Genomic DNA, 19673 nt, shown 5'->3' on the forward strand with positions numbered 1-19673 from the left:
ATAGATCTGGAAAATAGATCCGCCCCCTTTTCGGTCCCTTTTCGGTCACGCGTAGGCGAACGAGCCGGCGACGCTGGCTGTGCAGCGGTCTCTTTTTTGGGGACCGCTTTTCAGCAGATGGTCATTCCAATAACGAAACCAGCCGCGGCTCAATCGAACCATCAAGCACTTCAAGCAGCGCCAGCGTCACCGGTAGTTTGAATCTGCGCCGCCCCGCGCTGCCTGGATTGAGGTATAGCCGTTCGCCGCGCCATTCAATGCGTGGCTTATGCGAATGGCCGGTAACCACCAGCTTTATCCAGGCATCCAGCTCCGCCGGAACATCGGCAATGTCATGCACCAGCAAGGTCTGCCATCCATTCAGATCAAAACACAGCTGGTCGGCGAGAGTGTCGGCCCAAGGCGCGCCCAGGTCATTGTTCCCGCGTACTACGTGCAGCGGGGCAATTGCCGCCAGTTGCTCGAGGATCTCGAGTTTACCGATGTCGCCGGCGTGGATGATTCGTTCACAACCTTCCAGGGCAGCGACGGCTTCGGCGCGGAGCAAGCCATGGGTATCGGAGATCACGCCAACTTTCATTCAGGGCTCCAAAGCAGGCTCAAGCCAATCGGATCTCATGCATGATCCTCGGTTTCAGGCACACTTGCAGGATCATTCAGGGATTCACTAAAAGGAATTACGATGCGATTGTCCAGCTGCAAGCTAGTCATGATGTGTTTGGCGTTCTCGATTCAAGGCGTTGCAGGGGTTCAGGCTGCGACGGAACAGCCAGCGAATGAGGCCAGTACTCCCCAAAGGATTTCCGTGCTCGCGGGCAAACTGACTTACACATTGCCGCAAGGTTATGTCGAACGCGAGTTGCCAGAGCTTGATGCGAAGGCCAGAGCTGGAGGCATGACGGGCACGTTGTATGTCAACGCCGCGCAAAAACGCATGGTGGTGGTGACTGAGACCCCGGTGCCGGAAGGATCGATTGAGGGGGATAACGATGAGGAGTTTCTGCTCGGATTGGCAAACGGCACCATCAGCAAGCATGAAAGCGGTTACAAGGACTTCAGGATTCTGCGTGAAAAAGAGGTGGTCAAGAAGAACGGTCTTGGCGTTCTCGAGATTGATGCCTACGGAACACTGGGCAACGATCAGCTCCTCAACACCACGCTATTGGCGGCCTCTGGAAGGACGGCAGCCTATATTCACTTGATCTCCCCCCGCGACACCCGCAAGGCCCATATCGAATTGATCAAGGCGATCATTGGTGAATGACTGTTCACAGGCGCGTGACGCAGTGGCAACGTGTGGCTGCGATCATGAGTTTGATCCAGTCGGGATCAAAAACTCCTTGACCGCTACTTAGCCAGCTCGACGTAGCTCGACTCCCCACCTCCAGTCGCACCCGACAACCAACCCCATACGAAGGTCAGCGTGGTACGTCCTGCGTGATCAACGCCTACCGTGCCACGGGACCAGCCGGCGAGCATCTCACCCTCCATGGTCAAGCAGTGGTAAAGAAGCTCAATGGTATCGGGGCCTGTCGCGCGTCCGACTTGATGCCCCATGCGGATCCGGCCGCCTTGGTAAGTGCCGGAAATGGCATTTCCCTCGACATGGTAATGAAACACGGTGCCTGCACCGGATAGCCCGTGGGTGTTGTTCGCTACGGTAAATCGGCGATTGTTCAAGCGCTCGCTGATTTGCGAAAAAGGGATTTCCATAAATGTCGCGTCCTTTAGTCGAGATATTCCATTGCGGCCCTTCGATGAGCCTGACCCATTTTGTCGCAACGATGAAGACAGTGCACTGGCTATTTTCGGAGCGCGGCTTTACTTCACCAGCCGCTTTTCCTTTGAAGGCCTGTAGCCAAAATACGAGCTGTAGCATTTGCTGAAATGGCTGGGCGAAACGAACCCGCAGGCCACCAGCACGTCGACCTGGGACAGTTCCGTGTGCTGCAGCAGTCGACGGGCTTCGGTGATCCGCAGTTCCATGTAATAGCGCTGCGGCGTGGTGCCCAGTTGTTCCTTGAACAGGCGCTCGAGTTGGCGACGTGAGCGGCCGGCGTAGACGGCCAGTTGCTCCAGCTCCAGCGGCTCTTCGAGGTTGGCGTCCATCAGCTTCACCACTTCGCGCAAGGGCGCGCTGACGCAGATATTTTCCGTAGGCTTGATGCGCCGGTAGCGCGACTCCTCGAACGCCAGGATGTCTTCGATGCCCTCGACCAGGGCTTTGTCGTGCAGGCCCTTGATCCAGTCCAGCGCCATATGGAATGCCCCGGAGGGGCTGGACGCCGTGAGCCGGTCGCGATCGATGACGTAGGGCTCGCTGCTGACCTGGGTCGCCTTGGCGATTTCGGCGAGTGCGGGGCGATGTTCGGGGTGGATTGCACAGCGATAGCCGTCGAGCAGGCCTGCCCTGCCGATGAACCATGCACCGTTCCACAATCCGGCCAGCGTGATGCCCTGGTCTGTCGCCGCTCGCAACAGGTTGATGAACTCTTCGTTGGCCTTCAGTTCTGTCCGGTAGCCGCCGCAGATGACCAGCAGATCGAGGTCGTGGACAGCGGCAGTATCGAAGCGGGCATCCGGGCGGATGACCAGCCCCAGATCGCTGACGACCTCGTCATCAGTAAGGCCAAAGGTTCGCGAGGAGAACAACCCGGGACGCAGCAGATTGGCGGTGACAATGGTATCCAGTGCCTGGGTGAACGCCGGCAAGGAGAAGTGTTCGAGCAGCAAAAAGCCCGCTCGAGTCATCTGAGCAGGCTGGCCAGGGTTTTCATTCAGATAGCGGAGGTTTTTACCCTTCATGCCTCCGCTGAATTGACGTCGTTCGATCAAGGTTCGACCCACTCGTTTACGTTAAACAGCCTGTCGCTTGGCGCGCCGGTAAAGCGTTCATGCTACCTGCACAAGCGCAAAAAGCCCTAGCGCCATTATGCGACCCGACTTTCGTTGCTGCCTGCGCAAATGGATCCGCCACCCTTAACGCGCCTCCCACACCTGTGTTACACATCACCTGCCTGTGAATCCCGCGTCCAATGAGGTTTGCCAATGCCCCACTCCCCACGCTTACCGCAGCTGCTGACCTGCGCCCTGCTCGGCTTGTTCGCTGGCGGCGCACAGGCCGCCGCGCCCGTACTGGCGCCCGATAGCCTGCAACCGCTGCTGGCGACGATGAGCGAGCGCCTGAACATTGCCGATCTGGTGGCGCTGACCAAATGGGACAGTGGCAAGCCGATCCAGGACAGTGTCCGGGAAGCGCAGGTCATCGTTGACGCGAGGAAAATGGCCGTTGCGCGCAAATTGGACCCGGACGAGGTCGCCGAAATGGTCGCCGCTCAAATAGAAGCCAACAAACTGGTGCAGTACGGCCTGATCGCTCAATGGCATGCGGCGGGCAAGGCGCCTGACACGCCACGGCCGGACCTCGCCAAGCAAATCAGGCCTCGGCTGGATGAGCTGCAGAATCGTCTGTTGCAGCAATACGCCGCCTTCGCGCCCTATCGCACCGACCCGAACTGCCAGGACTGGCTGGCCACGGCGCGATCCGGCCTGATCAAGGACGGTTTGCATGGCCAGGCATTGATACGCGCCACTGGCGAGCTGTGTAGCGCTGATCGGTAGACCCTGGATGCATGCCGCCCACGCAGGGCCTCTTATACTCGACGGGCAATGCCAACGCCGCCGCAAGGCCAACAATAAAAATACAGGAGTTGAAGATGTCTGGACTGAAACTGCATCCCGAAGCCGCAGCCTCCCTGAAGCAGTGGCACGACATGATCCGCAAGGGTGACTTGAGCGCCTTGCCCGAACTGTTGGACCCACAGGCGATATTCCGCTCGCCGATGGCGCACAAGCCTTACCCGGGAGCGGTCGTGGTCTCGAAGATTCTCAACACGGTCATCGAGGTGTTCGAGGACTTTGTCTATCACCGGGAACTGGCGACCGCAGACGGCTTGAGCGTCGTGCTGGAATTCAGCGCCAACGTCGACGGAAAGGCGTTAAAGGGCATCGACATGATCCGCTTCAATGAACAGGGGAAAATTGTCGAGTTCGAGGTGATGGTCCGCCCCTTCAGTGCCTTGCAAGCCTTGGGCGAGCAAATGGGACAACGCCTTGGTGCCTACCTGGCGGCCAGTAAAACCTGATTACTGCGACTGAAAGGTCTGAAGATAAACCAGCACGTCTTCGACCTTTTCCGGATCGCTGAGCCCCCAGAAAATCATCCGGGTTCCGGGGACCACTCCCTTCGGGTTTTCGAGGTACGCGGTCAGTGTTTCGCGAGTCCAGACGATGCCGGCCGCTTTCATCGCGTCGGAGTACAGGTAGTCCGTCGTGCTGGCTGAAGGGCGACCGAAAATCCCGTTGAGCTGCGGGCCAAAAGAGCCGCGCGCCGACTCCCCGACCTGATGGCAGCCACCGCAGATCCGCTTGAACAGTTTGCCGCCTGCCTCAACATCCCCGGACGCTTCGGCCTGGGCGCTGCAGAGCCCTGCGTTGAGCAGCAGGGCGAAGGTCAGTACGGCAGTGTTCTTCATGTCGGTTCCAGGTGTCGTTCACAGCAAAAGCGGGCGGCTATTTCATCATGGACGGCTGCGACACCAAAACTTAAATGCAAAAACGCCCTCCCCGGCCTTGGCGGCGAACGCCAGTTGATCGCCTTGGGGCTGCGCCTCCACGGTGAGGGCAGCAGGTATGGCCGTTTCACATAGCTACTGCCGAAGCTGGGCTTCGCGCCAGTCCCTGGGGGCGCAACCGTAGCAGCTGCGAAATACCCGGCTGAAATGCGAGAGGTCGTTGAAACCCCAACGGAAAGCGATATCCGATACCCGCAACGGGGCGTTGGCCGGGTTCAACAGATCGCTGCTGCAGCGCTCCAGACGCCGACGCAAGATATAGCGCATCAGCGAAGAACCCTCAGGTTCGAACAGCTTGTTGATGTACCGCGCAGAAAGACCTGTCCCCAAGGCTACATGCTGTGCGTTGAGTGTCGGATCGCGAAGGTTGTCGTTCACAAAAACCTTCACCCTCATCAAAGTCAGGGCCTGACAGCGTGAGTGTTCAGGGTCCAGCGGTTGCAGGTTGCCAAGGGTCAGGGCGATAAGATTGGTCGCCGACTCGGACAACCTGACCATCTCGGCCGCCGAAAACTGGCTGATTTGCGAGGTCACGCTCTCCAGGAACATGCGCATGACGCGGCCGACCGGATTGTCCATGGAGACGCGCGTGGCCATCCGGCTTTCCATGCCCACGACCAACTGGTTCAGGCTGGACCTTGGCAGGCTCACGATGATCTGTCGCCAATCGTTGGTAAAGCTCAGCGAATGCGGGCGTGTCGCATCATAGATGGCGAAATCCCCCGGCATGATGATCGCCCTGTTGCCGTCCTGCTCCAGATGCTCGGTGCCCTCCAGCATCAACACCGCGAAATACTTGTCTTCGTCCCGGGACCTGGGTTGCAGGTGTCGACGGTTGACCGCCTGGGCCGCCGCACTGACGTCACTGATGCGCAGCAACTCGCACTTCTGCGACCTGACTTTTCCAAAAAAGCCGGGGTTTGGAACAGCGCCGATTTCGACGTCGGCAAACAACCGCAGAATCATTTCCCGCCAGTAATCGACCCGCTCGGAAGCTGAACCGCTTTCGGTGGCAACGTCGATGTTCTCGCCGGACCAGTTGGTCACCGGCGCCCGACTGCCGACAGAAAGCCCGGCTGTGCCTGCCTCTGCTCCCTCGAAGCCTCTCTGCGATTGACTGCTCATATGCGAAGCCCCGGTTTTTTTCAATCCAGGAACCCTTCTTACCTCACTCCCCATTGGCTTTGCCACTGTTAGCGATCAAAGGGCCGTCTGAGAAAACTTTTTGTTCCGCCACAGCCAAGAAGCCAATTGAGCCGCGCCGCATCCTTGAGCCAGCGCCGAACGGCAGTGGCTGCAAGCCCTGCCATCAGTCGTCGCTACTCGCCAGCCCGGGCTGGCGAACTTCACGCAGGTCAAGTTCCTGAAATGTCCCCCTACGAAGGGACAATCCCATAAGGCGACAGATAATGAGCAAACTCAAGGCGTGGCTGGTGCAACAGAAAAAGTCCGTTTTGCTTGGACTGATCCTGATCGGTACATCGTTCTCCACCATGGCGGTGGAAGTGGCACCCGGTGACTATGAGCAATACCCGATAGGGGCAACGATCGGGGCCGTCTATTACCAACATGCAACCACCGACGCCTGGCGAGCCAATGGCCGGCAGGCGAGTTCGGATTTCAACCTGACCTCCGACATCGGGATACTCCGGCTGCTGCACGTGTTTCAGCTGAGCGAATCGGTCACCATCGATCCGCAGTTCCTGCTGCCGTTCGGCAAGCTTTCCGGCCATGGCAGCGCCTCGGCGCTGGGTGACACCACCGGCACCGGCGACCTGATCCTGACTGCACCGATCAAGGTACTCCTCAACAGCGCCCGCGACACCCTCAGCGCCAACGCCTACCTCTATGTCCCCAGCGGCAGCTACGACAAGAACGACCCGCTCAACCTGGGCGAAAACCGCTGGAAAGTCGACTTCCAGGGTGCCTACATCAAGCACTTTCTCGACAAGTGGGCGGTGGACTTGGTCGGTGATGTGATCTGGTATGGCGATAACGATGCATTCGGCCCCGGCTCCGCCGTACTCAAGCAGAAAACCTCCTACAGCGCGCAGGTCATGACCCGCTACATGCCTGACCCCGCCACCTCTTTTGCGGTGGGATTTGGCCATATCCGGGGCGGGGAAACCGAGGTCGATCAAGTCGATCGCGATGACGCCATGCGCACCACCAACATCCGATTGACCGCCACCAGGTTCGTCACGCCCCAGGATCAGTTCCAGCTTCAGTTGGGCCGTGATCTTTCGGTCGAGAACGGTCCCAAAGAGGACTTTCGCATGAACCTGCGTTATGCGCGGGTGTTTTGAAGCCCAGCACTTTCCTTACAAGAACCCGCCCTCCTGCACCCGTTGCGTGCGGCAGGGATGCCATTGGCCTGGATAAAAAAGAGAAGAACCTATGGAATCCGCGATCGATAAACACCTGATGTGCCCGCGCTCCCGCGACCGCAGAATTGAAGATGACTACACCCCGCCTTACCCGGGCTGGGTGGGTCGCGCCGATGGCTCGGTCGAGCAAGTGGTGATGGGTTATTTCGGCGTTCAGTCCAAGGGCGAGCATTACCTGGGCGCTGCCTGTGCGGCACTGCGCAAGATCATGCAGGGTTTCGACCTCGTCGACGGCCCGGGGCACCACGATATCACCCACTACGTCGACGCCGCCGGCTACGACAACATGATCGCCATCGCCTACTGGGACACTCCCCAGTCCTTCCTGCGCTGGCAATCCAGTGAACCGGTGGCTCAAGGGTGGAACTGCCGGGAGCTGGGCAACGACGGACTGGGTTATTTCCGGGAAATCCTGACCCCGGGCGTCGAACGCTTTGAAACCTTCTACGCCATGCCCAACGACCTGGAAGGCATCGGCGTGGTGATGGGTTCGCGCAGTGACGAAATCCAGGAACACGGGTACTGGGGCTCGATGCGCGACCGGATCCCTCTGTCCCAGACCGACCCCATGTCCCCTCGCGGGCAACTTGAAGCCACCTCGGATGCGCGACGCAAAGTGATCAAGGGCCATGAAAACCTGGTGGTCATCCGCTCCGGCCAGGACTGGAGCGAAACCGAGGGTACGGAACGTGACCTGTACCTGAACCAGATGGAACCGGCGCTGCGGGCCGGCATGGAGTTCCTGCGCGACGACGGCCTGCCCGTGGGCTGCTACAGCAACCGCTATATGCAGCATCTGAACGCCAACGGGCAACGCTTGGAAAAGACGTTTTCCGTGAGTCACTGGCGCTCCCTCGCGCACCTGGAGCGCTGGTCGGAATCCCATCCGACTCACATCGAGATATTCGGCACTTTCATGAAGATCGTCCAGCAACTGGGGGGTGAGCTCAAGTGGAAGGGCTATCACGAGGTCAGCGTGCTGCGCGCCGAAGACCAGCACTACGAATACATCAATTGCCATGCCGGGACCGGCCTGATGCAGCGCAGCTGACACCCCCCTATCGTCCAGAGGATAGCGATCATGAACGACCATTCCATGAACACCGTGGTGTCCGCATCGGACCGCGCTTTCGCCCTTAAAAAGGCCCTGGAGGAACAAGCATTGGTTCCCGAAGGGTATATCGAGAAATTCACCGAGATCATGGAAAACGATTTCGACCCGGCCAATGGCGCACGCGTTGTCGCCAGGGCCTGGGTCGATCCGACCTTCCGCCAACTGCTGCTGACCGATGGCACTGTCGCCTGCGCGCAGTTCGGTTACACCGGCGTGCAGGGCGAATATATCGTCGCCCTGGAAAACACGCCGACCCTTCAGAACGTCATCGTTTGCACGCTGTGCTCCTGCACCGCCTGGCCGGTCCTCGGCCTGCCGCCGGACTGGTACAAAAGTTTCGAATACCGCTCCCGCGTCGTGCGCGAATCGCGAACGGTTCTGCGCGAGATGGGCCTGGACCTGCCGCAAGAAGTCGACATCCGGGTATGGGATACGAGCGCGGAAACCCGCTACATGGTCCTGCCATTCCGTCCGTCCGGTACCGAAGACTGGGCTGAGGAACAGCTGGCCTCGCTCGTGACCAAGGATGTGCTGATCGGCATCGCACGTCCCGAATCTCACACCCTTGCGCAGCGAGTGAATCAATGATGGATGGCATACATGATTTGGGTGGTGTCCAGGGTTTCGGCCGCATGCAGCACAGCGCCAACTCACTGAACTACACACCGGTGTTCCATGAAGACTGGGAACACCTTGGGTACAGCCTGCTGTTCCTCGGTGCGGGGGAGCTGGGCATGTTCAATGTGGACGAACTGCGGCATGCGATCGAGCGGATGGAGCCGAGGCAATACCTCACCTCCAGCTATTACGATCGAATCGTCGTGGGGGTCGCTTCACTGTTCGTCGAAAAAGGCGCAGTCACTCATGAGCGTCTTGCGGAACTGGTCGCCGGGGCCTACCCGCTGGCGCTGCCGCTCGGGGTTGGACGCGCGGCCAATCCGCCACGCATCCCGTTCCAGAACGGCGATCGGGTGCGCGTGCGTGACGAGCACGTCGACGGTCATGTCCGCATGCCCGGCTATGTCCGTGGTAAATGCGGGGTCGTCGTGCACCGCACCACCCATGAGTGGCCGTTCCCCGACACGGTCGGGCATGGCCTGCCGAGTGGCAGCGAACCCACCTACCACGTGCTGTTCACCACCCAGGAACTGTGGGGCGATGCCGCGGACGCGGGCACTGTGGTGGTCGACCTGTTTGGCAGCTACCTGCTCAAGGCCTGAAGACTCAGCCATCAAGACCCTTTTTACAGTGAGAATGCAAAATGTCTGTCATTCGACCCAACACCGACGAACTCGGGGCAATCGCCAACAGCCTTGGCATTAGCCTGACGCCCAAACAACTTGATGATTACCAGGCCGTATTGCAGGCCAACTTCGATGCCTATGACGTGCTGGATCAGCAGGCGGATTTCCTCCCTGAAGTGACTTATCCACGATCAGCCGGCCATGCCCCGAGTGCGGCGCAAAACCCGCTCGGCGCCTGGCAGTGCCAGTCGAACATAAAGGGTAATGACACGGGTCCGCTGTCCGGAAAAACCGTGGTCATCAAGGACAACATCGCCGTCGCCGGCCTGCCGATGCTCAATGGCTCCTTCACCCTGGACGGCTATCGGCCCGCGGTGGATGCGACCGTCGTCACTCGCCTGCTGGATGCCGGTGCGAGCGTCATGGGCAAGGCTGTCTGTGAAGCCCTGTGTTTCTCCGGGGGCTCGCACACTTCGGCCAGCGGCCCGGTGCACAACCCGCTGCGCCAGGGCTACTCCGCCGGCGGCTCGTCCTCCGGTTGCGCGGCGTTGGTTGCAGCGGGCGAGGTCGACCTGGCGGTGGGCAGCGATCAGGGCGGATCGGTTCGGATTCCCGCCTCGTTCTGTGGCGTGTATGGCATGAAACCGACCCACGGCCTGGTGCCTTATACCGGCGCCATGCCCATAGAAAGCACCCTTGACCATCTGGGGCCGATCACCCGCACTGTGCGCGACAACGCCCTGATGCTCGAAGTACTGGCCGGGGTCGATGGGCTGGATCCGCGTCAATTGGCCGGGACCAGGACGGCGCGCTATACCGAGGGATTGTCGCGGGGCGTTGCCGGGCTGAAGATAGCGGTGCTCAAGGAGGGCTTTGGTCACGCCAACTCCGAGCGGGATGTCGACCAGGCAGTGCGTCAGGCGTGCGAAGTACTTCAGGCCCAAGGCGCGATTGTCGAGCAAGTGTCGATCCCCATGCACCTGCTGGGCCCGGCCATCTGGCTGGCGATCGCGGCCGAAGGCGCCACCTGGCAAATGATGCAAGGCAACAGCCACGGTTTCAACTGGCGCGGGCTCTACCTGACCGACATGATGGAGCACCATGCGCGCTGGCGAGAGCGTGCGGACGAGCTGCCCGATACGGTCAAGACCACGATGATCCTTGGCGAGTATTTGAGTCGCAAATACCATGGCCGTTATTACGGCAAGGCGCAGAACCTCGGGCGTAAATTGCGCCTAGCCTATGACGAAGTCCTGACCCGTCACGACCTGCTGCTCATGCCGACACTTCCTCTCAAAGCCACCCCGCTACCGCCGGCCGATGCGCCGTTGGCAGACTATCTGGGCCGCTGTTTCGAGATGCTGGCCAACACCTGCGGCTTCGACGTCACCGGGCACCCGGCCCTGTCACTGCCCTGTGCCTCAAGCGATGGTTTGCCGATCGGCTTGCAACTGGTGGGCAAACACTTTGCCGAAAGCGATATCTACTGCGCGGCCTATGCCTTCGAGCAGAGTGTTGACTGGAAGGCCTGTTAATCCGACACCACCCCCGGCGTGAGTGACATCACGTCGGGGATCCGCCGCTACACATAAGCCCCTACCACCCTCTTCACGCTCACCAACGCCTGGCGCAGCGTGTCCAGATCCACCGACCCCAACGCCAAACGGATCGCATGGGGTACATGCACGGAGATCGCGAAAGGCTCGGCGATCGAGACCGCCACCTGTTCGCGCATCAGCTCCATGGCGATCTGGTCGGCCCGTGCGTCTTCCGGCAGCGGCAGCCACAGAAAATACGATGAGGGATGGCTGATGTAGCGCAGGCCCGTCAGTACTTGCGCGGCGATGGCTTGCCTGGCCTGCGCGTCCTTGCGTTTTTCCGCTTCCAGCTGCATGACGGTGCCATCGTCGAGCCACGTGCTCGCAATCGCTGTCAGCACGCCCGGGGTATTCCAGGTGGTGGCCCTGATCGTTCGCTCCAGGGCGGGCACCTTATCCAGGGGCGCAGCGATGAAACCTACACGCAAGCCGGTGGCGACACTCTTGGATAAACCGGACACATAAACCGTGCACTCAGGAGCGAGATCGGCGATCGGTGGCGGCGGGTTTTCAGCCAGGAAGGCGTATGCGGCGTCTTCGATGATGAGCAACTCATGACGGCGTGCAATCGTCACCAGGTGCGCGCGCTGCCCGGCACTCATCACCCAGCCCAGCGGATTGTGCAGCGTCGGCATGCTGTACACCGCCCGCACGCGTCGGCTCCGGCAGAGCTTTTCCAGGGCAGCGAGATCCGGCCCCTGCTCGGTCACGGGAATGGGCACGATTTCGAGGTGCAGGGCTTCGGCGAGCACCTTGAAACCCGAGTAGGTCAGCGCATCGGCGGCAATCACATCGCCGGGCTTGAGCAGCGCCATCATGGTCACGGCCAGCCCCTGCTGAGCGCCATTGACGATCAACACTTGCCCGGCCTCCACCGTCAATCCGCGAGCGCGCAGATGCCGTGCCACGGACGCCCGCTCATGCAGTCGCCCGGCATGTGGCTGATAGCGCAGTAACGCCTCCAGGTCGCCACCTGATGCCAGCTGACGCAGCGCACTGCGCAACAGTTCTGCCTGCCCGGGCAGCGACGGATAATTGAAGTTGAGATCGATCATGCCGACGGCCACGTCTTTCTGGTCGATGCCCGAACCCGGCGCCAGCGCAGTTTCCCTGACGAAGGTGCCGCGCCCGGTTTCGCCGCTGACCAGGCCCATGGCCTCGAGTTCTGCATAGACCCGGCTGGCCGTCACCAGCGCCAGGCCTTCGGTCGTTGCCAGTTGGCGGTGGGTCGGCAGGCGAGTGCCCGGCTGCAAGCGTCCGGAACGGATGTCCGCGGCGAAGGTATCGACCAGTGACTTGTATCGAGAGCGAGGCATGGGCGGATGTATCCATGACAATATTTTGATTGTATTGATCTTCGATCATAGGATGGATCTGTGCAAACTTTTTGAGTGCGAACGAAATGGAACGGGCATCGAAGCTGCAAAATTCAGCGCTGGAAAAGACCGCCAGCGGCTGGCTCAACGGGTTCATTGGCGTGCTGATTTTCAGCGGTTCGTTGCCCGCCACGCGGCTGGCCGTGCTGGAATTCGACCCGGTGTTTCTGACGGTTGCCCGCGCCACCATCGCGGGGCTTTTGGCGCTGTGCATGCTGGTGCTGTTCAAGGAAAAGCGTCCGGCCCGAGGTGATCTGCTGCCCCTGGCGATCGTGGCACTGGGGGTTGTGGTGGGGTTCCCGCTGCTGACGGCGCTGGCGCTGCAGTACATGACATCGGCGCATTCGATCGTTTTCGTTGGCCTGCTGCCGCTCGCCACCGCAGCGTTCGGCGTACTGCGCGGTGGCGAGCGGCCACGGCCGGTGTTCTGGTTCTTCTCGGTGCTGGGCAGTGCGCTGGTGGTGGGGTTTGCGCTCTCCCAGGGCCTGACCGCGTCGCCGACGGGGGACATTCTGATGCTGCTGGCGATTCTCGCCTGCGGCCTGGGTTATGCCGAAGGTGCGAAGCTGTCCAGGACCTTGGGCGGCTGGCAGGTGATCTCCTGGGCTTTGGTGCTGTCGCTGCCGGTCATGGTCCCGTTGACCTGGTACCTGGCCCCGCCTTCGTTCTCGGGCATTACGGTGTCTGCGTGGGTGTGCCTGGCTTATGTATCGGTGTTCAGCATGCTGGTCGGTTTCGTCTTCTGGTATCGCGGGCTGGCCCAGGGCGGGATTGCCGCAGTCGGCCAGTTGCAGTTGCTGCAACCGTTTTTTGGGTTGGCGCTGGCGGCGACGTTGCTGCATGAGCAGGTGAGCATTGGCATGTTGGGGGTGACGGTGGCGGTGATTCTTTGTGTGGCGGGGGCGAGGCGGTTTTCGAAGTAGCGGGACCGGGCTGTCTTTGGTTTGACTGCAGGCTTGCCTGAAGGCGGCGTGTCAGTCGACTTCGATGCCGAATGTCAGTCCGCATTCGCGAGCAAGCTCGCTCCCACAGTGAATCTTCGCCGGTCACAGGATTTGTGTACGACCCCGATTACCTGTGGGAGCGAGCCTGCTCGCGAAGAGGCCGTGTCAGTCGACATCGATGCTGGATGTCAGTCCGCATTCGCGAGCAGGCTCGCTCCCACAATGGATCTTTGCCGGACTCGGGATTTGTGTACGCCCCGATTCCCTGTGGGAGCTGGCTTGCCTGCGATGGCGGCCTGATGGGTGATGGGGTTGTTGACCGTGTACGTATCCGTTTCTGGTTGCGCCAAGCTACTGGTCGACGCTGATGATGCACGATCGGCGCAAGCACATAGCCCAGGCGGATTCGGATCAGGATCCGCTATGGCCTAACAGCTTCTGCATGATGATGGTGCGCTCGGCACCGTGGAACTCATCTCGTACTTTTTGAAACCCAAGCGCAGCATAAAAGCCCTCTGCGGTGATTGAAGACGGCACGTGCAGAACATCAAGTCCCAGTTCAAGAGCCGTCGAATGAATGATCGTCATAAGTTGTCGGCCGATTCCGCCGCCCTGATGCTGCGGGTCGACAAAGACGCTTCTAACAACGCCCCCATCCAGGCCGGCGGTTGCAACAACACGCTGATCGACCGTTGCCACATAAACCCGACGCTGTGTCATCAGCTGAGTAATCCCCTGCGCAGAGAAGCCCTGCTCTACCCGCGCGATGACATCGGGCGGATAGTCCTGCGCATTGGACTCACGTAGCGCGTTGATCACCACGTGACTGATCGCTTCTGCATCCTCGCTGGTTGCGAGACGAACCTGACAATCCATTTTGAGTTCCTCGCGAGCTATGGTCGTCCAATCGTAAACGCATGAGAGGTCACGGGATACGCTGACCCCATCATTTCATTTGCGTCGCGAATGCGTCACCGGACGCTCTGCATCCGCATGGAACGCAGAGCATCTCGGGCTGCACTCCCACGCGCAGCATGGGACCGATCAGCTGGGTCAATCCTGCGGATCAACATTATCCAGTGCTCGATTCACCGCCAGTTCGGCCAGCATGATGACCTGCTGGATGCCCAGCATCGTGTTGCGCTGCGAGCCCTCCAGAAACGCCGCGAAGTCACTGGCCATGACACTTGCCGAGGCCAGGGATTCACAGGCGTGGGCCAACAGGGATTCGGTGTCGATATCGGGGGCGATGACGAACATCGTGCTGGGTTTGTGCGGTGGGATGGCGTTTTTAAGGATTCGGCGAGTGTACTGAGGGTCGCTGGCAAAGTCGGCAGATTCGCTTGCGTCTGCTGATTCGGGAGGGCTGGGAGTTGATCTGATCACAGTGAAGCTCCTTGATTGATGGAGCGGCCACGGTTCGCTGCGAAACGAAAGGTGGCAGCTGTACGCAGGTTCGCAGACCGGGAATCAAGGAACCCGGCAGACCCGAAGATCTCCCGCGCACAGCCGCCATAACGCATTGCAGTAGACGAAAAAAGCGCCACTGAATGGAAACGGTGGCGCTGAGCGCCTTGATTGACCCGGGCTGCGAAACCCGATCGCTGATTTTCAGCGACCCGCAGACGATAGAAGGCAGGCTCAAGGCGCACAAGCCGGCGGATTCTGTCTTAGGCGTAGGCATCGGCGCAAGACGATGTAGCCTCCTGCCTACAACTCAGACAATTCCTACAGCCACCTCCCCACGCTCCGGCCTGCCCCGCATAAAATCAAAAAATAAGCGATCACGTGCTGCAGAAATCGGCCAGACCCGGACAGGGTTGTGATGCCTTGATATTCTGTGCAGCCGATCCACCCTGGACACCCGCACATGGAAGTAGCCCCCCGGTTCATCATTCATGAAACCGCCCATTGGATACTCAATCATCACATGTCGTCTGCGCTTCCCGGCTATCTGATGCTTGGCTCAAGGACTCACGTCAACTCGCTGGCAGAACTGCCCGACGGTGCGCTGGCGGAACTGGGTGGCCTGCTCGCCAATGTTCAGAAAACCATTGAGTCGCAGTTGAAACCGAAATGGCTCTACATCAGTCGATTCGGCCATGACCCCGGCCACCCTATCCATTTCCACTTCATCCCGGTGTACCACTGGGTCGAAGATCTATTCTGGAAAGATAAGAGATACAGGCTGCTGGAGACCTTCGCGACAAACGAAAACGCAACGTCGCTTACTGACGGCGCGGAATTGACGCTGTTCATCTGGCGCGAATTCGGGGAAAGCCCTGAGCCACCGTCCATTCAAGGGCCTTCAACCGATCAAGTCATTGATCTGCTACGCGGGTCATTCAGATAGGACAGCACGGCTGTCGCAGCGGCCCGAAATCAACACCACCCACCCAAGAGAGAGAAAAAAAGTGGTCACTTGTTATCTGAGATATGTGCTGGATCCCTACCAGATCAAAGCATTCGAACACTACGCGACGCTGTGGATTCCACTGGTTGAAAAATTCGGTGGTCAGCATCACGGCTACTTCCTGCCGTCCGAGGGCGCCAATAACATTGCCTTGGCGATGTTCAGCTTCCCGAGCCTTTCGGCGTACGAGCAGTATCGGCAAGACTCCATGAACGATCCGGACTGCATCGCGGCGTTCAAGTATGCAGAGGACACTAAATGCATCCTCAGCTACGAGCGGTCTTTTTTCCGGCCGGTGTTTGGCAATCAGTCGTAGCGGTCAGCGGCATGGCAACGGGCGCCTTTCGGGCGCCCGTTCTGGCTTCAGGCACTCGATTTCATGCCTTGGGTTTGCCGGCCGTTGAAGGCCAACGAGAAGCAGAAAAAGATCGCCAGCGCAAAACCCGCCGGGAACAACCAGATGCTTTTCCAATCGTGGCTGTCCGCCGTCGCATAGTGATCGGTCACCTGCCCCGCCACCCAGAATCCAATGAGCATGCCCAGGCCATAGGTCGCCAGCGTGATCAATCCTTGCGCTGAGCTTCTAAAGCGCTCCGAGGCTTTTGCATCGGTGTAGATCTGCCCCGACACAAAGAAGAAGTCATAACAGATGCCGTGCAGCGCGATGCCGGTGAACAGCATGAAGGCCAGGTCGCCGTTGTTGCCGTAGGCGAACAACAGGTAGCGCAAGGCCCACGCCAGCATCCCCACCAGCAACGCAAGCTTGATCCCGAAACGCTGGATGAACAGTGGCAGGAGCAGCATGAACAGCACTTCGGACACCTGCCCGATGGCCATCTTCGCCGTGGGATTGGTGACACCGATTTCAGCCAGGAACGGGTTGGCATTCTGATAATAGAAAGCCAATGGAATGCAGATCAGGATCGAGGCGATGAAAAACACCAGGTAGCTGCGGTCCTTGAGCAAGCCCAAGGCGTCCAGCCCGAGCATTTGCTTGAGACCGCCGTTGCCCGGTTCGCGCGGCAGCGGTGCGGTACGGGGCAAGGTGAAGCTGTAGATTCCCAGCGCGAGGGAGGCGATGGCGGACATCAGGAAGGTGTTGCGCAAGCCGCCGGAGGAGATCGCCTGTTGCGAATCCCAGGCAAACACAAAGCTGATGACCACACCCGCGACAATCCAGCCGATCGTGCCCCACACCCGGATTCGCGAGAATTCCAGCGCCGGGTCGCGCATCTGCCGGAAGGCCACCGAGTTGACCAGCGCCAGCGTCGGCATGTAGATCATCATGTAGGCCAGCACGAATGGATAAAACGCGCTGAAGTCAGCCGCTCGATAGAGCTGGAACAGCAGCACGGCGCCGATCAGATGCAGCACCGCCAGGATACGCTCGGCATTGAAGAAGCGGTCGGCAATCAACCCGATGACGAAAGGCGCGATAATTGCGCCCCAGGATTGGGTAGAGAACGCCATGCCGATCTGCCCGCCACTGGCCCCCAGGTTACTGGAGAGGAAGGTGCCGAGGGTGACGAACCAGCCACCCCAGATAAAAAACTGCAGGAACATCATTGCGCTCAATCGCGCACTCATCGTGGTCATGGACAGTTACCTTGTTGTTTTTATTGTCTGCAAAGAAGCCGTAAACAGATTGCTCAGGCCTCGGGCAACCCCAGCAGCCGCCGATTGAAACCCTCGTCGGATGTCACGCTGGCGAAGTCGTCAAAGGCCTTTCGGGTCTTGCTGATCATGTGCTGGCGGATGAACGCCGCCCCTTCTGCCGCGCCCTGCTCTGAGTCTTTCAGGCAACACTCCCACTCCAGCACCGCCCAGCCGGCAAAGTCGTACTGGGTCAGCTTGCTGAAAATCGATTTGAAATCGATCTGGCCATCACCCAGCGAACGGAACCGGCCCGGCCGATCCACCCAACCCTGGTAACCGCCATAGACGCCGGAACGGGCGTCGGGACGGAATTCGGCGTCCTTGACGTGAAACATGCGGATGCGCTCGTGATAGCGGTCGATGAAGCCCAGGTAGTCCATTTGTTGCAGCAGCAGATGGCTCGGGTCGTAGAGGATCGTGGCGCGTGGGTGGTGATCGACGGCCTCGAGGAAGCGCTCGAACGAGGCGCCGTCGTGCAGGTCTTCGCCGGGATGGATTTCATAGCAGAGATCGACGCCGGCCTCTTCGAAGCAATCGAGGATCGGCCGCCAGCGCCTGGCCAGTTCTTCAAAGCCCTGCTCGACCAGGCCGCTCGGACGTTGTGGCCACGGGTAGATGTAGGGCCACAACAACGCGCCGGAAAACGTCGCGTGGGCGGTCAATCCCAGGCGCTGGCTGGCGCGGGCGGCCAGTTTCAACTGGTCGATGGCCCATTCGGTGCGTGCCTGGGGCTGGCCACGTAAATGCGCGGGGGCGAAGTCATCGAACAAGGCATCGAACGCCGGATGCACCGCCACCAACTGGCCTTGCAGGTGGGTCGACAACTCGCTGATTTCGACGCCTGCCTCAGCGCAGACGGCTTTCAATTCGTCGCAGTAACTCTGACTTTCGGCGGCACGCGCCAGGTCGATGTATTGCGTGCCCAGGGTGGGTAATTGAATGGCCTTGTAGCCCTGGGACGCCGCCCAGCGGGCAATATTGGCCAGAGTATCGAAGGGCGCTTCGGCGGCCATGAACTGCGCGAGGAAAATCCCCGGGCCGCGCAGGCCGGTCGGTGCTTGGGAAGTAGGGTTCACGGGTGGGTTCTCCGGGTTCATGGATGGCAGACCAGGGCGGTCCACTTCGCGTCGCCGCGATGGTTGGCAATCGCGGCTTCGATGAAGGCCATGCCGCGCAGCCCGACGTCGATGCCCGGCACGCCGGGGGCGTCGTGGCCCTCGACCTTGTTGCGGATCGCGCTGGCGAAGTCGCCGTAGAGGTTGGCCATGGCTTCCAGATAACCTTCGGGGTGCCCGGCGGGCAGCCGCATGCGCTTGGTCGCGGCCTCACACAACCAGGGTTGACCGACACCGGAACGCAGGATGCGCATCGGTTGATCGAGGGAACGGTGGATCAGGCTCGACGGTTCTTCTTGGCGCCATTCCAGCCCACCTTTGTCGCCGTAGACCCGGATCTTCAACGGGTTCTCTTCGCCGGCGCAGACCTGGCTGGCGATCAACACGCCGGTGGCGCCGGCTGCCATCTTGAACAGCATCGCCGCGTCATCGTCCAGTTGCCGCCCGGCGATGTGCACACCCAGGGTCGCGCAGATCTGCTCGATGGGCTGATCCGCAACGAATTCGGCCAGGGAAAAAGCATGGGTGCCGATATCGCCAATGCAGCCGCCGAGCCCTGACTGCTCGGGCTGATCGCGCCAGCCGGCCTGCTTGTTGCCCTGCCCCGCCACGTCCCGGCTCAACCAGCCCTGGGGATATTCGACCATGACCTTGCGCACCGCGCCGATCACCCCGGTACGCACCATCTTGCGCGCCTGCCAGACCAACGGATAACCGAGGTAGGTATGGGCCAGGCCATAGAGGCGGTCGCTGCTTTTGAGCACGGCTTTGAGCGCCAGCAGTTCGGACAGACTGAGTGCCGCGGGTTTCTCGCTGAACACATGGAAACCCGCGCTCAGCGCCTGGCTGGCGATCGGGGCGTGCAAGTGATTGGGGGTGACGATCACCAGCAGTTCCATGCGCTGGTCGGCGGGCAGCGCGCGTTCGGCATCCAACATCTGCTGCCAGTCGTTGTAGCAGCGCGACGGGGGCAAACCCAGCGCTGCACCGCTGTCCTGATTGTTGCGCGCGTCTCGACTGAACGCGCCACACACCAGTTCAAAACCACCATCGAGCCCGGCGGCCTGGCGGTGGGCTTTGCCGATGAAGGCGCCCTCGCCGCCCCCGACAAAGCCCATTCTTATTTTTGCCGTCACAGCATTCATCGCGAATTTCTCTTGTTCGGGGCGGGTTCACCCTCAGGATAGACTAT

Annotated in this window: 22 protein-coding genes; 11 read left to right on the top strand and 11 right to left on the bottom strand. The window is 60.2% G+C overall.

The window, feature by feature from the left end; all coding sequences use genetic code 11:
- Window positions 1–121 precede the first annotated feature (121 nt).
- Window positions 122–580 (bottom strand): metallophosphoesterase family protein, encoded by a 459-nt coding sequence (locus ACA041_RS21020; RefSeq protein ID WP_497436982.1) that lies wholly within the window; start codon window positions 578–580, stop codon window positions 122–124.
- Window positions 581–682: 102 nt separating this feature from the next.
- Between ACA041_RS21020 and ACA041_RS21025 the strand changes: the two genes are divergently transcribed.
- Window positions 683–1264, top strand: coding sequence for a DcrB/PsbP domain-containing protein (locus tag ACA041_RS21025; protein WP_497436984.1), 582 nt, complete (start codon window positions 683–685; stop codon window positions 1262–1264).
- 83 nt (window positions 1265–1347) lie between these two features.
- Here the strand turns inward: ACA041_RS21025 and ACA041_RS21030 are convergent, their stop codons facing one another.
- On the bottom strand, window positions 1348–1713 hold the full coding sequence (locus ACA041_RS21030; protein WP_497436990.1) for an avidin-fold protein: 366 nt from the start codon (window positions 1711–1713) through the stop codon (window positions 1348–1350).
- 108 nt (window positions 1714–1821) lie between these two features.
- Window positions 1822–2835 carry a GlxA family transcriptional regulator gene (locus ACA041_RS21035; protein WP_497436993.1) on the bottom strand — a complete coding sequence of 338 codons (1014 nt, stop codon included), beginning with the start codon at window positions 2833–2835 and terminating at the stop codon, window positions 1822–1824.
- Between the two features lie 213 nt (window positions 2836–3048).
- Here ACA041_RS21035 and ACA041_RS21040 point away from each other — a divergent pair, with 213 nt between their 5' ends.
- Entirely contained in the window at window positions 3049–3621 is a 573-nt protein-coding gene (locus ACA041_RS21040) for a chorismate mutase (RefSeq protein WP_497436996.1), read from the top strand.
- Window positions 3622–3716: 95 nt separating this feature from the next.
- Window positions 3717–4145 (top strand): nuclear transport factor 2 family protein, encoded by a 429-nt coding sequence (locus ACA041_RS21045; RefSeq protein WP_497436998.1) that lies wholly within the window; start codon window positions 3717–3719, stop codon window positions 4143–4145.
- Here the strand turns inward: ACA041_RS21045 and ACA041_RS21050 are convergent, their stop codons facing one another.
- Both ACA041_RS21050 and ACA041_RS21055 read right to left on the bottom strand, forming a co-directional pair.
- The gene (locus ACA041_RS21050; RefSeq protein WP_497437000.1) at window positions 4146–4535 is read right to left on the bottom strand and encodes a c-type cytochrome; all 390 of its coding nucleotides are present in this window, start codon (window positions 4533–4535) and stop codon (window positions 4146–4148) included.
- 174 nt (window positions 4536–4709) lie between these two features.
- Complete coding sequence (locus ACA041_RS21055; RefSeq protein WP_497437002.1) at window positions 4710–5759, bottom strand: AraC-like ligand-binding domain-containing protein; 1050 nt, start codon at window positions 5757–5759, stop codon at window positions 4710–4712.
- A 368-nt stretch (window positions 5760–6127) separates the two neighbouring features.
- Here ACA041_RS21055 and ACA041_RS21060 point away from each other — a divergent pair, with 368 nt between their 5' ends.
- The 5 genes from ACA041_RS21060 to ACA041_RS21080 all read left to right on the top strand — a co-directional run bounded on the left by ACA041_RS21060 (window position 6128) and on the right by ACA041_RS21080 (window position 10914).
- Window positions 6128–6940 carry a transporter gene (locus ACA041_RS21060; protein ID WP_497442138.1) on the top strand — a complete coding sequence of 271 codons (813 nt, stop codon included), beginning with the start codon at window positions 6128–6130 and terminating at the stop codon, window positions 6938–6940.
- A 91-nt stretch (window positions 6941–7031) separates the two neighbouring features.
- A complete protein-coding gene (locus ACA041_RS21065) occupies window positions 7032–8072 on the top strand; it encodes a phenylacetaldoxime dehydratase family protein (protein ID WP_497437004.1) in 1041 nt (346 codons plus the stop codon).
- 30 nt (window positions 8073–8102) lie between these two features.
- Entirely contained in the window at window positions 8103–8723 is a 621-nt protein-coding gene (gene nthA, locus ACA041_RS21070; protein WP_497437005.1) for a nitrile hydratase subunit alpha, read from the top strand.
- On the top strand, window positions 8723–9355 hold the full coding sequence (gene nthB / locus ACA041_RS21075) for a nitrile hydratase subunit beta (protein ID WP_497442139.1): 633 nt from the start codon (window positions 8723–8725) through the stop codon (window positions 9353–9355). Before nthA ends, nthB begins: the two co-directional genes overlap by 1 nt.
- Window positions 9356–9396: 41 nt before the next feature.
- Window positions 9397–10914 carry an amidase gene (locus ACA041_RS21080; RefSeq protein ID WP_497437007.1) on the top strand — a complete coding sequence of 506 codons (1518 nt, stop codon included), beginning with the start codon at window positions 9397–9399 and terminating at the stop codon, window positions 10912–10914.
- Between the two features lie 47 nt (window positions 10915–10961).
- On the opposite strand, the gene ACA041_RS21085 is transcribed toward ACA041_RS21080, so the two are convergent.
- Complete coding sequence (locus ACA041_RS21085) at window positions 10962–12293, bottom strand: aminotransferase-like domain-containing protein (protein WP_497437012.1); 1332 nt, start codon at window positions 12291–12293, stop codon at window positions 10962–10964.
- An 86-nt stretch (window positions 12294–12379) separates the two neighbouring features.
- Here ACA041_RS21085 and ACA041_RS21090 point away from each other — a divergent pair, with 86 nt between their 5' ends.
- Window positions 12380–13276 (top strand): DMT family transporter, encoded by an 897-nt coding sequence (locus ACA041_RS21090; RefSeq protein WP_497437014.1) that lies wholly within the window; start codon window positions 12380–12382, stop codon window positions 13274–13276.
- 432 nt (window positions 13277–13708) lie between these two features.
- On the opposite strand, the gene ACA041_RS21095 is transcribed toward ACA041_RS21090, so the two are convergent.
- Both ACA041_RS21095 and ACA041_RS21100 read right to left on the bottom strand, forming a co-directional pair.
- Window positions 13709–14173 carry a GNAT family N-acetyltransferase gene (locus tag ACA041_RS21095; RefSeq protein ID WP_497437016.1) on the bottom strand — a complete coding sequence of 155 codons (465 nt, stop codon included), beginning with the start codon at window positions 14171–14173 and terminating at the stop codon, window positions 13709–13711.
- Between the two features lie 177 nt (window positions 14174–14350).
- Window positions 14351–14683: a DUF6124 family protein gene (locus ACA041_RS21100; protein WP_497437019.1), complete on the bottom strand. Its 333-nt coding sequence runs from the start codon at window positions 14681–14683 to the stop codon at window positions 14351–14353.
- A 484-nt stretch (window positions 14684–15167) separates the two neighbouring features.
- On the opposite strand from ACA041_RS21100, the gene ACA041_RS21105 reads away from it, so the two are divergent.
- Both ACA041_RS21105 and ACA041_RS21110 read left to right on the top strand, forming a co-directional pair.
- The gene (locus ACA041_RS21105; protein ID WP_497437021.1) at window positions 15168–15650 is read left to right on the top strand and encodes an HIT family protein; all 483 of its coding nucleotides are present in this window, start codon (window positions 15168–15170) and stop codon (window positions 15648–15650) included.
- 61 nt (window positions 15651–15711) lie between these two features.
- Window positions 15712–16026 (top strand): NIPSNAP family protein, encoded by a 315-nt coding sequence (locus tag ACA041_RS21110; RefSeq protein WP_497437024.1) that lies wholly within the window; start codon window positions 15712–15714, stop codon window positions 16024–16026.
- Window positions 16027–16073: 47 nt separating this feature from the next.
- Here the strand turns inward: ACA041_RS21110 and ACA041_RS21115 are convergent, their stop codons facing one another.
- From ACA041_RS21115 to ACA041_RS21125, 3 genes are read right to left on the bottom strand one after another with little or no spacing between them, the layout of a single operon-like run.
- Window positions 16074–17306, bottom strand: a complete 1233-nt coding sequence (locus tag ACA041_RS21115) for a nucleoside permease (protein ID WP_497437029.1) — start codon at window positions 17304–17306, stop codon at window positions 16074–16076.
- Between the two features lie 53 nt (window positions 17307–17359).
- Entirely contained in the window at window positions 17360–18463 is a 1104-nt protein-coding gene (locus ACA041_RS21120) for a sugar phosphate isomerase/epimerase family protein (RefSeq protein WP_497437033.1), read from the bottom strand.
- On the bottom strand, window positions 18460–19626 hold the full coding sequence (locus tag ACA041_RS21125; RefSeq protein ID WP_497437036.1) for a Gfo/Idh/MocA family protein: 1167 nt from the start codon (window positions 19624–19626) through the stop codon (window positions 18460–18462). The genes ACA041_RS21120 and ACA041_RS21125 overlap by 4 nt, the downstream gene beginning before the upstream one ends.
- Window positions 19627–19673: the final 47 nt, after the last annotated feature.

This window comes from Pseudomonas sp. LBUM1676 (genome assembly GCF_059695605.1).

Excerpts from the sequence above, each read along its gene's own strand:
- ACA041_RS21020 (WP_497436982.1), bottom strand. The coding sequence starts at position 580 with ATGAAAGTTGGCGTGATCTCCGATACCCATGGCTTGCTCCGCGCCGAA.
- ACA041_RS21025 (WP_497436984.1), top strand. The coding sequence starts at position 683 with ATGCGATTGTCCAGCTGCAAGCTAGTCATGATGTGTTTGGCGTTCTCG.
- ACA041_RS21030 (WP_497436990.1), bottom strand. The coding sequence starts at position 1,713 with ATGGAAATCCCTTTTTCGCAAATCAGCGAGCGCTTGAACAATCGCCGA.
- ACA041_RS21040 (WP_497436996.1), top strand. The coding sequence starts at position 3,049 with ATGCCCCACTCCCCACGCTTACCGCAGCTGCTGACCTGCGCCCTGCTC.
- ACA041_RS21045 (WP_497436998.1), top strand. The coding sequence starts at position 3,717 with ATGTCTGGACTGAAACTGCATCCCGAAGCCGCAGCCTCCCTGAAGCAG.
- ACA041_RS21050 (WP_497437000.1), bottom strand. The coding sequence starts at position 4,535 with ATGAAGAACACTGCCGTACTGACCTTCGCCCTGCTGCTCAACGCAGGG.
- ACA041_RS21055 (WP_497437002.1), bottom strand. The coding sequence starts at position 5,759 with ATGAGCAGTCAATCGCAGAGAGGCTTCGAGGGAGCAGAGGCAGGCACA.
- ACA041_RS21060 (WP_497442138.1), top strand. The coding sequence starts at position 6,128 with ATGGCGGTGGAAGTGGCACCCGGTGACTATGAGCAATACCCGATAGGG.
- ACA041_RS21065 (WP_497437004.1), top strand. The coding sequence starts at position 7,032 with ATGGAATCCGCGATCGATAAACACCTGATGTGCCCGCGCTCCCGCGAC.
- nthA (WP_497437005.1), top strand. The coding sequence starts at position 8,103 with ATGAACGACCATTCCATGAACACCGTGGTGTCCGCATCGGACCGCGCT.
- nthB (WP_497442139.1), top strand. The coding sequence starts at position 8,723 with ATGGATGGCATACATGATTTGGGTGGTGTCCAGGGTTTCGGCCGCATG.
- ACA041_RS21080 (WP_497437007.1), top strand. The coding sequence starts at position 9,397 with ATGTCTGTCATTCGACCCAACACCGACGAACTCGGGGCAATCGCCAAC.
- ACA041_RS21085 (WP_497437012.1), bottom strand. The coding sequence starts at position 12,293 with ATGCCTCGCTCTCGATACAAGTCACTGGTCGATACCTTCGCCGCGGAC.
- ACA041_RS21090 (WP_497437014.1), top strand. The coding sequence starts at position 12,380 with ATGGAACGGGCATCGAAGCTGCAAAATTCAGCGCTGGAAAAGACCGCC.
- ACA041_RS21095 (WP_497437016.1), bottom strand. The coding sequence starts at position 14,173 with ATGGATTGTCAGGTTCGTCTCGCAACCAGCGAGGATGCAGAAGCGATC.
- ACA041_RS21105 (WP_497437021.1), top strand. The coding sequence starts at position 15,168 with ATGGAAGTAGCCCCCCGGTTCATCATTCATGAAACCGCCCATTGGATA.
- ACA041_RS21115 (WP_497437029.1), bottom strand. The coding sequence starts at position 17,306 with ATGACCACGATGAGTGCGCGATTGAGCGCAATGATGTTCCTGCAGTTT.
- ACA041_RS21120 (WP_497437033.1), bottom strand. The coding sequence starts at position 18,463 with ATGAACCCGGAGAACCCACCCGTGAACCCTACTTCCCAAGCACCGACC.
- ACA041_RS21125 (WP_497437036.1), bottom strand. The coding sequence starts at position 19,626 with ATGAATGCTGTGACGGCAAAAATAAGAATGGGCTTTGTCGGGGGCGGC.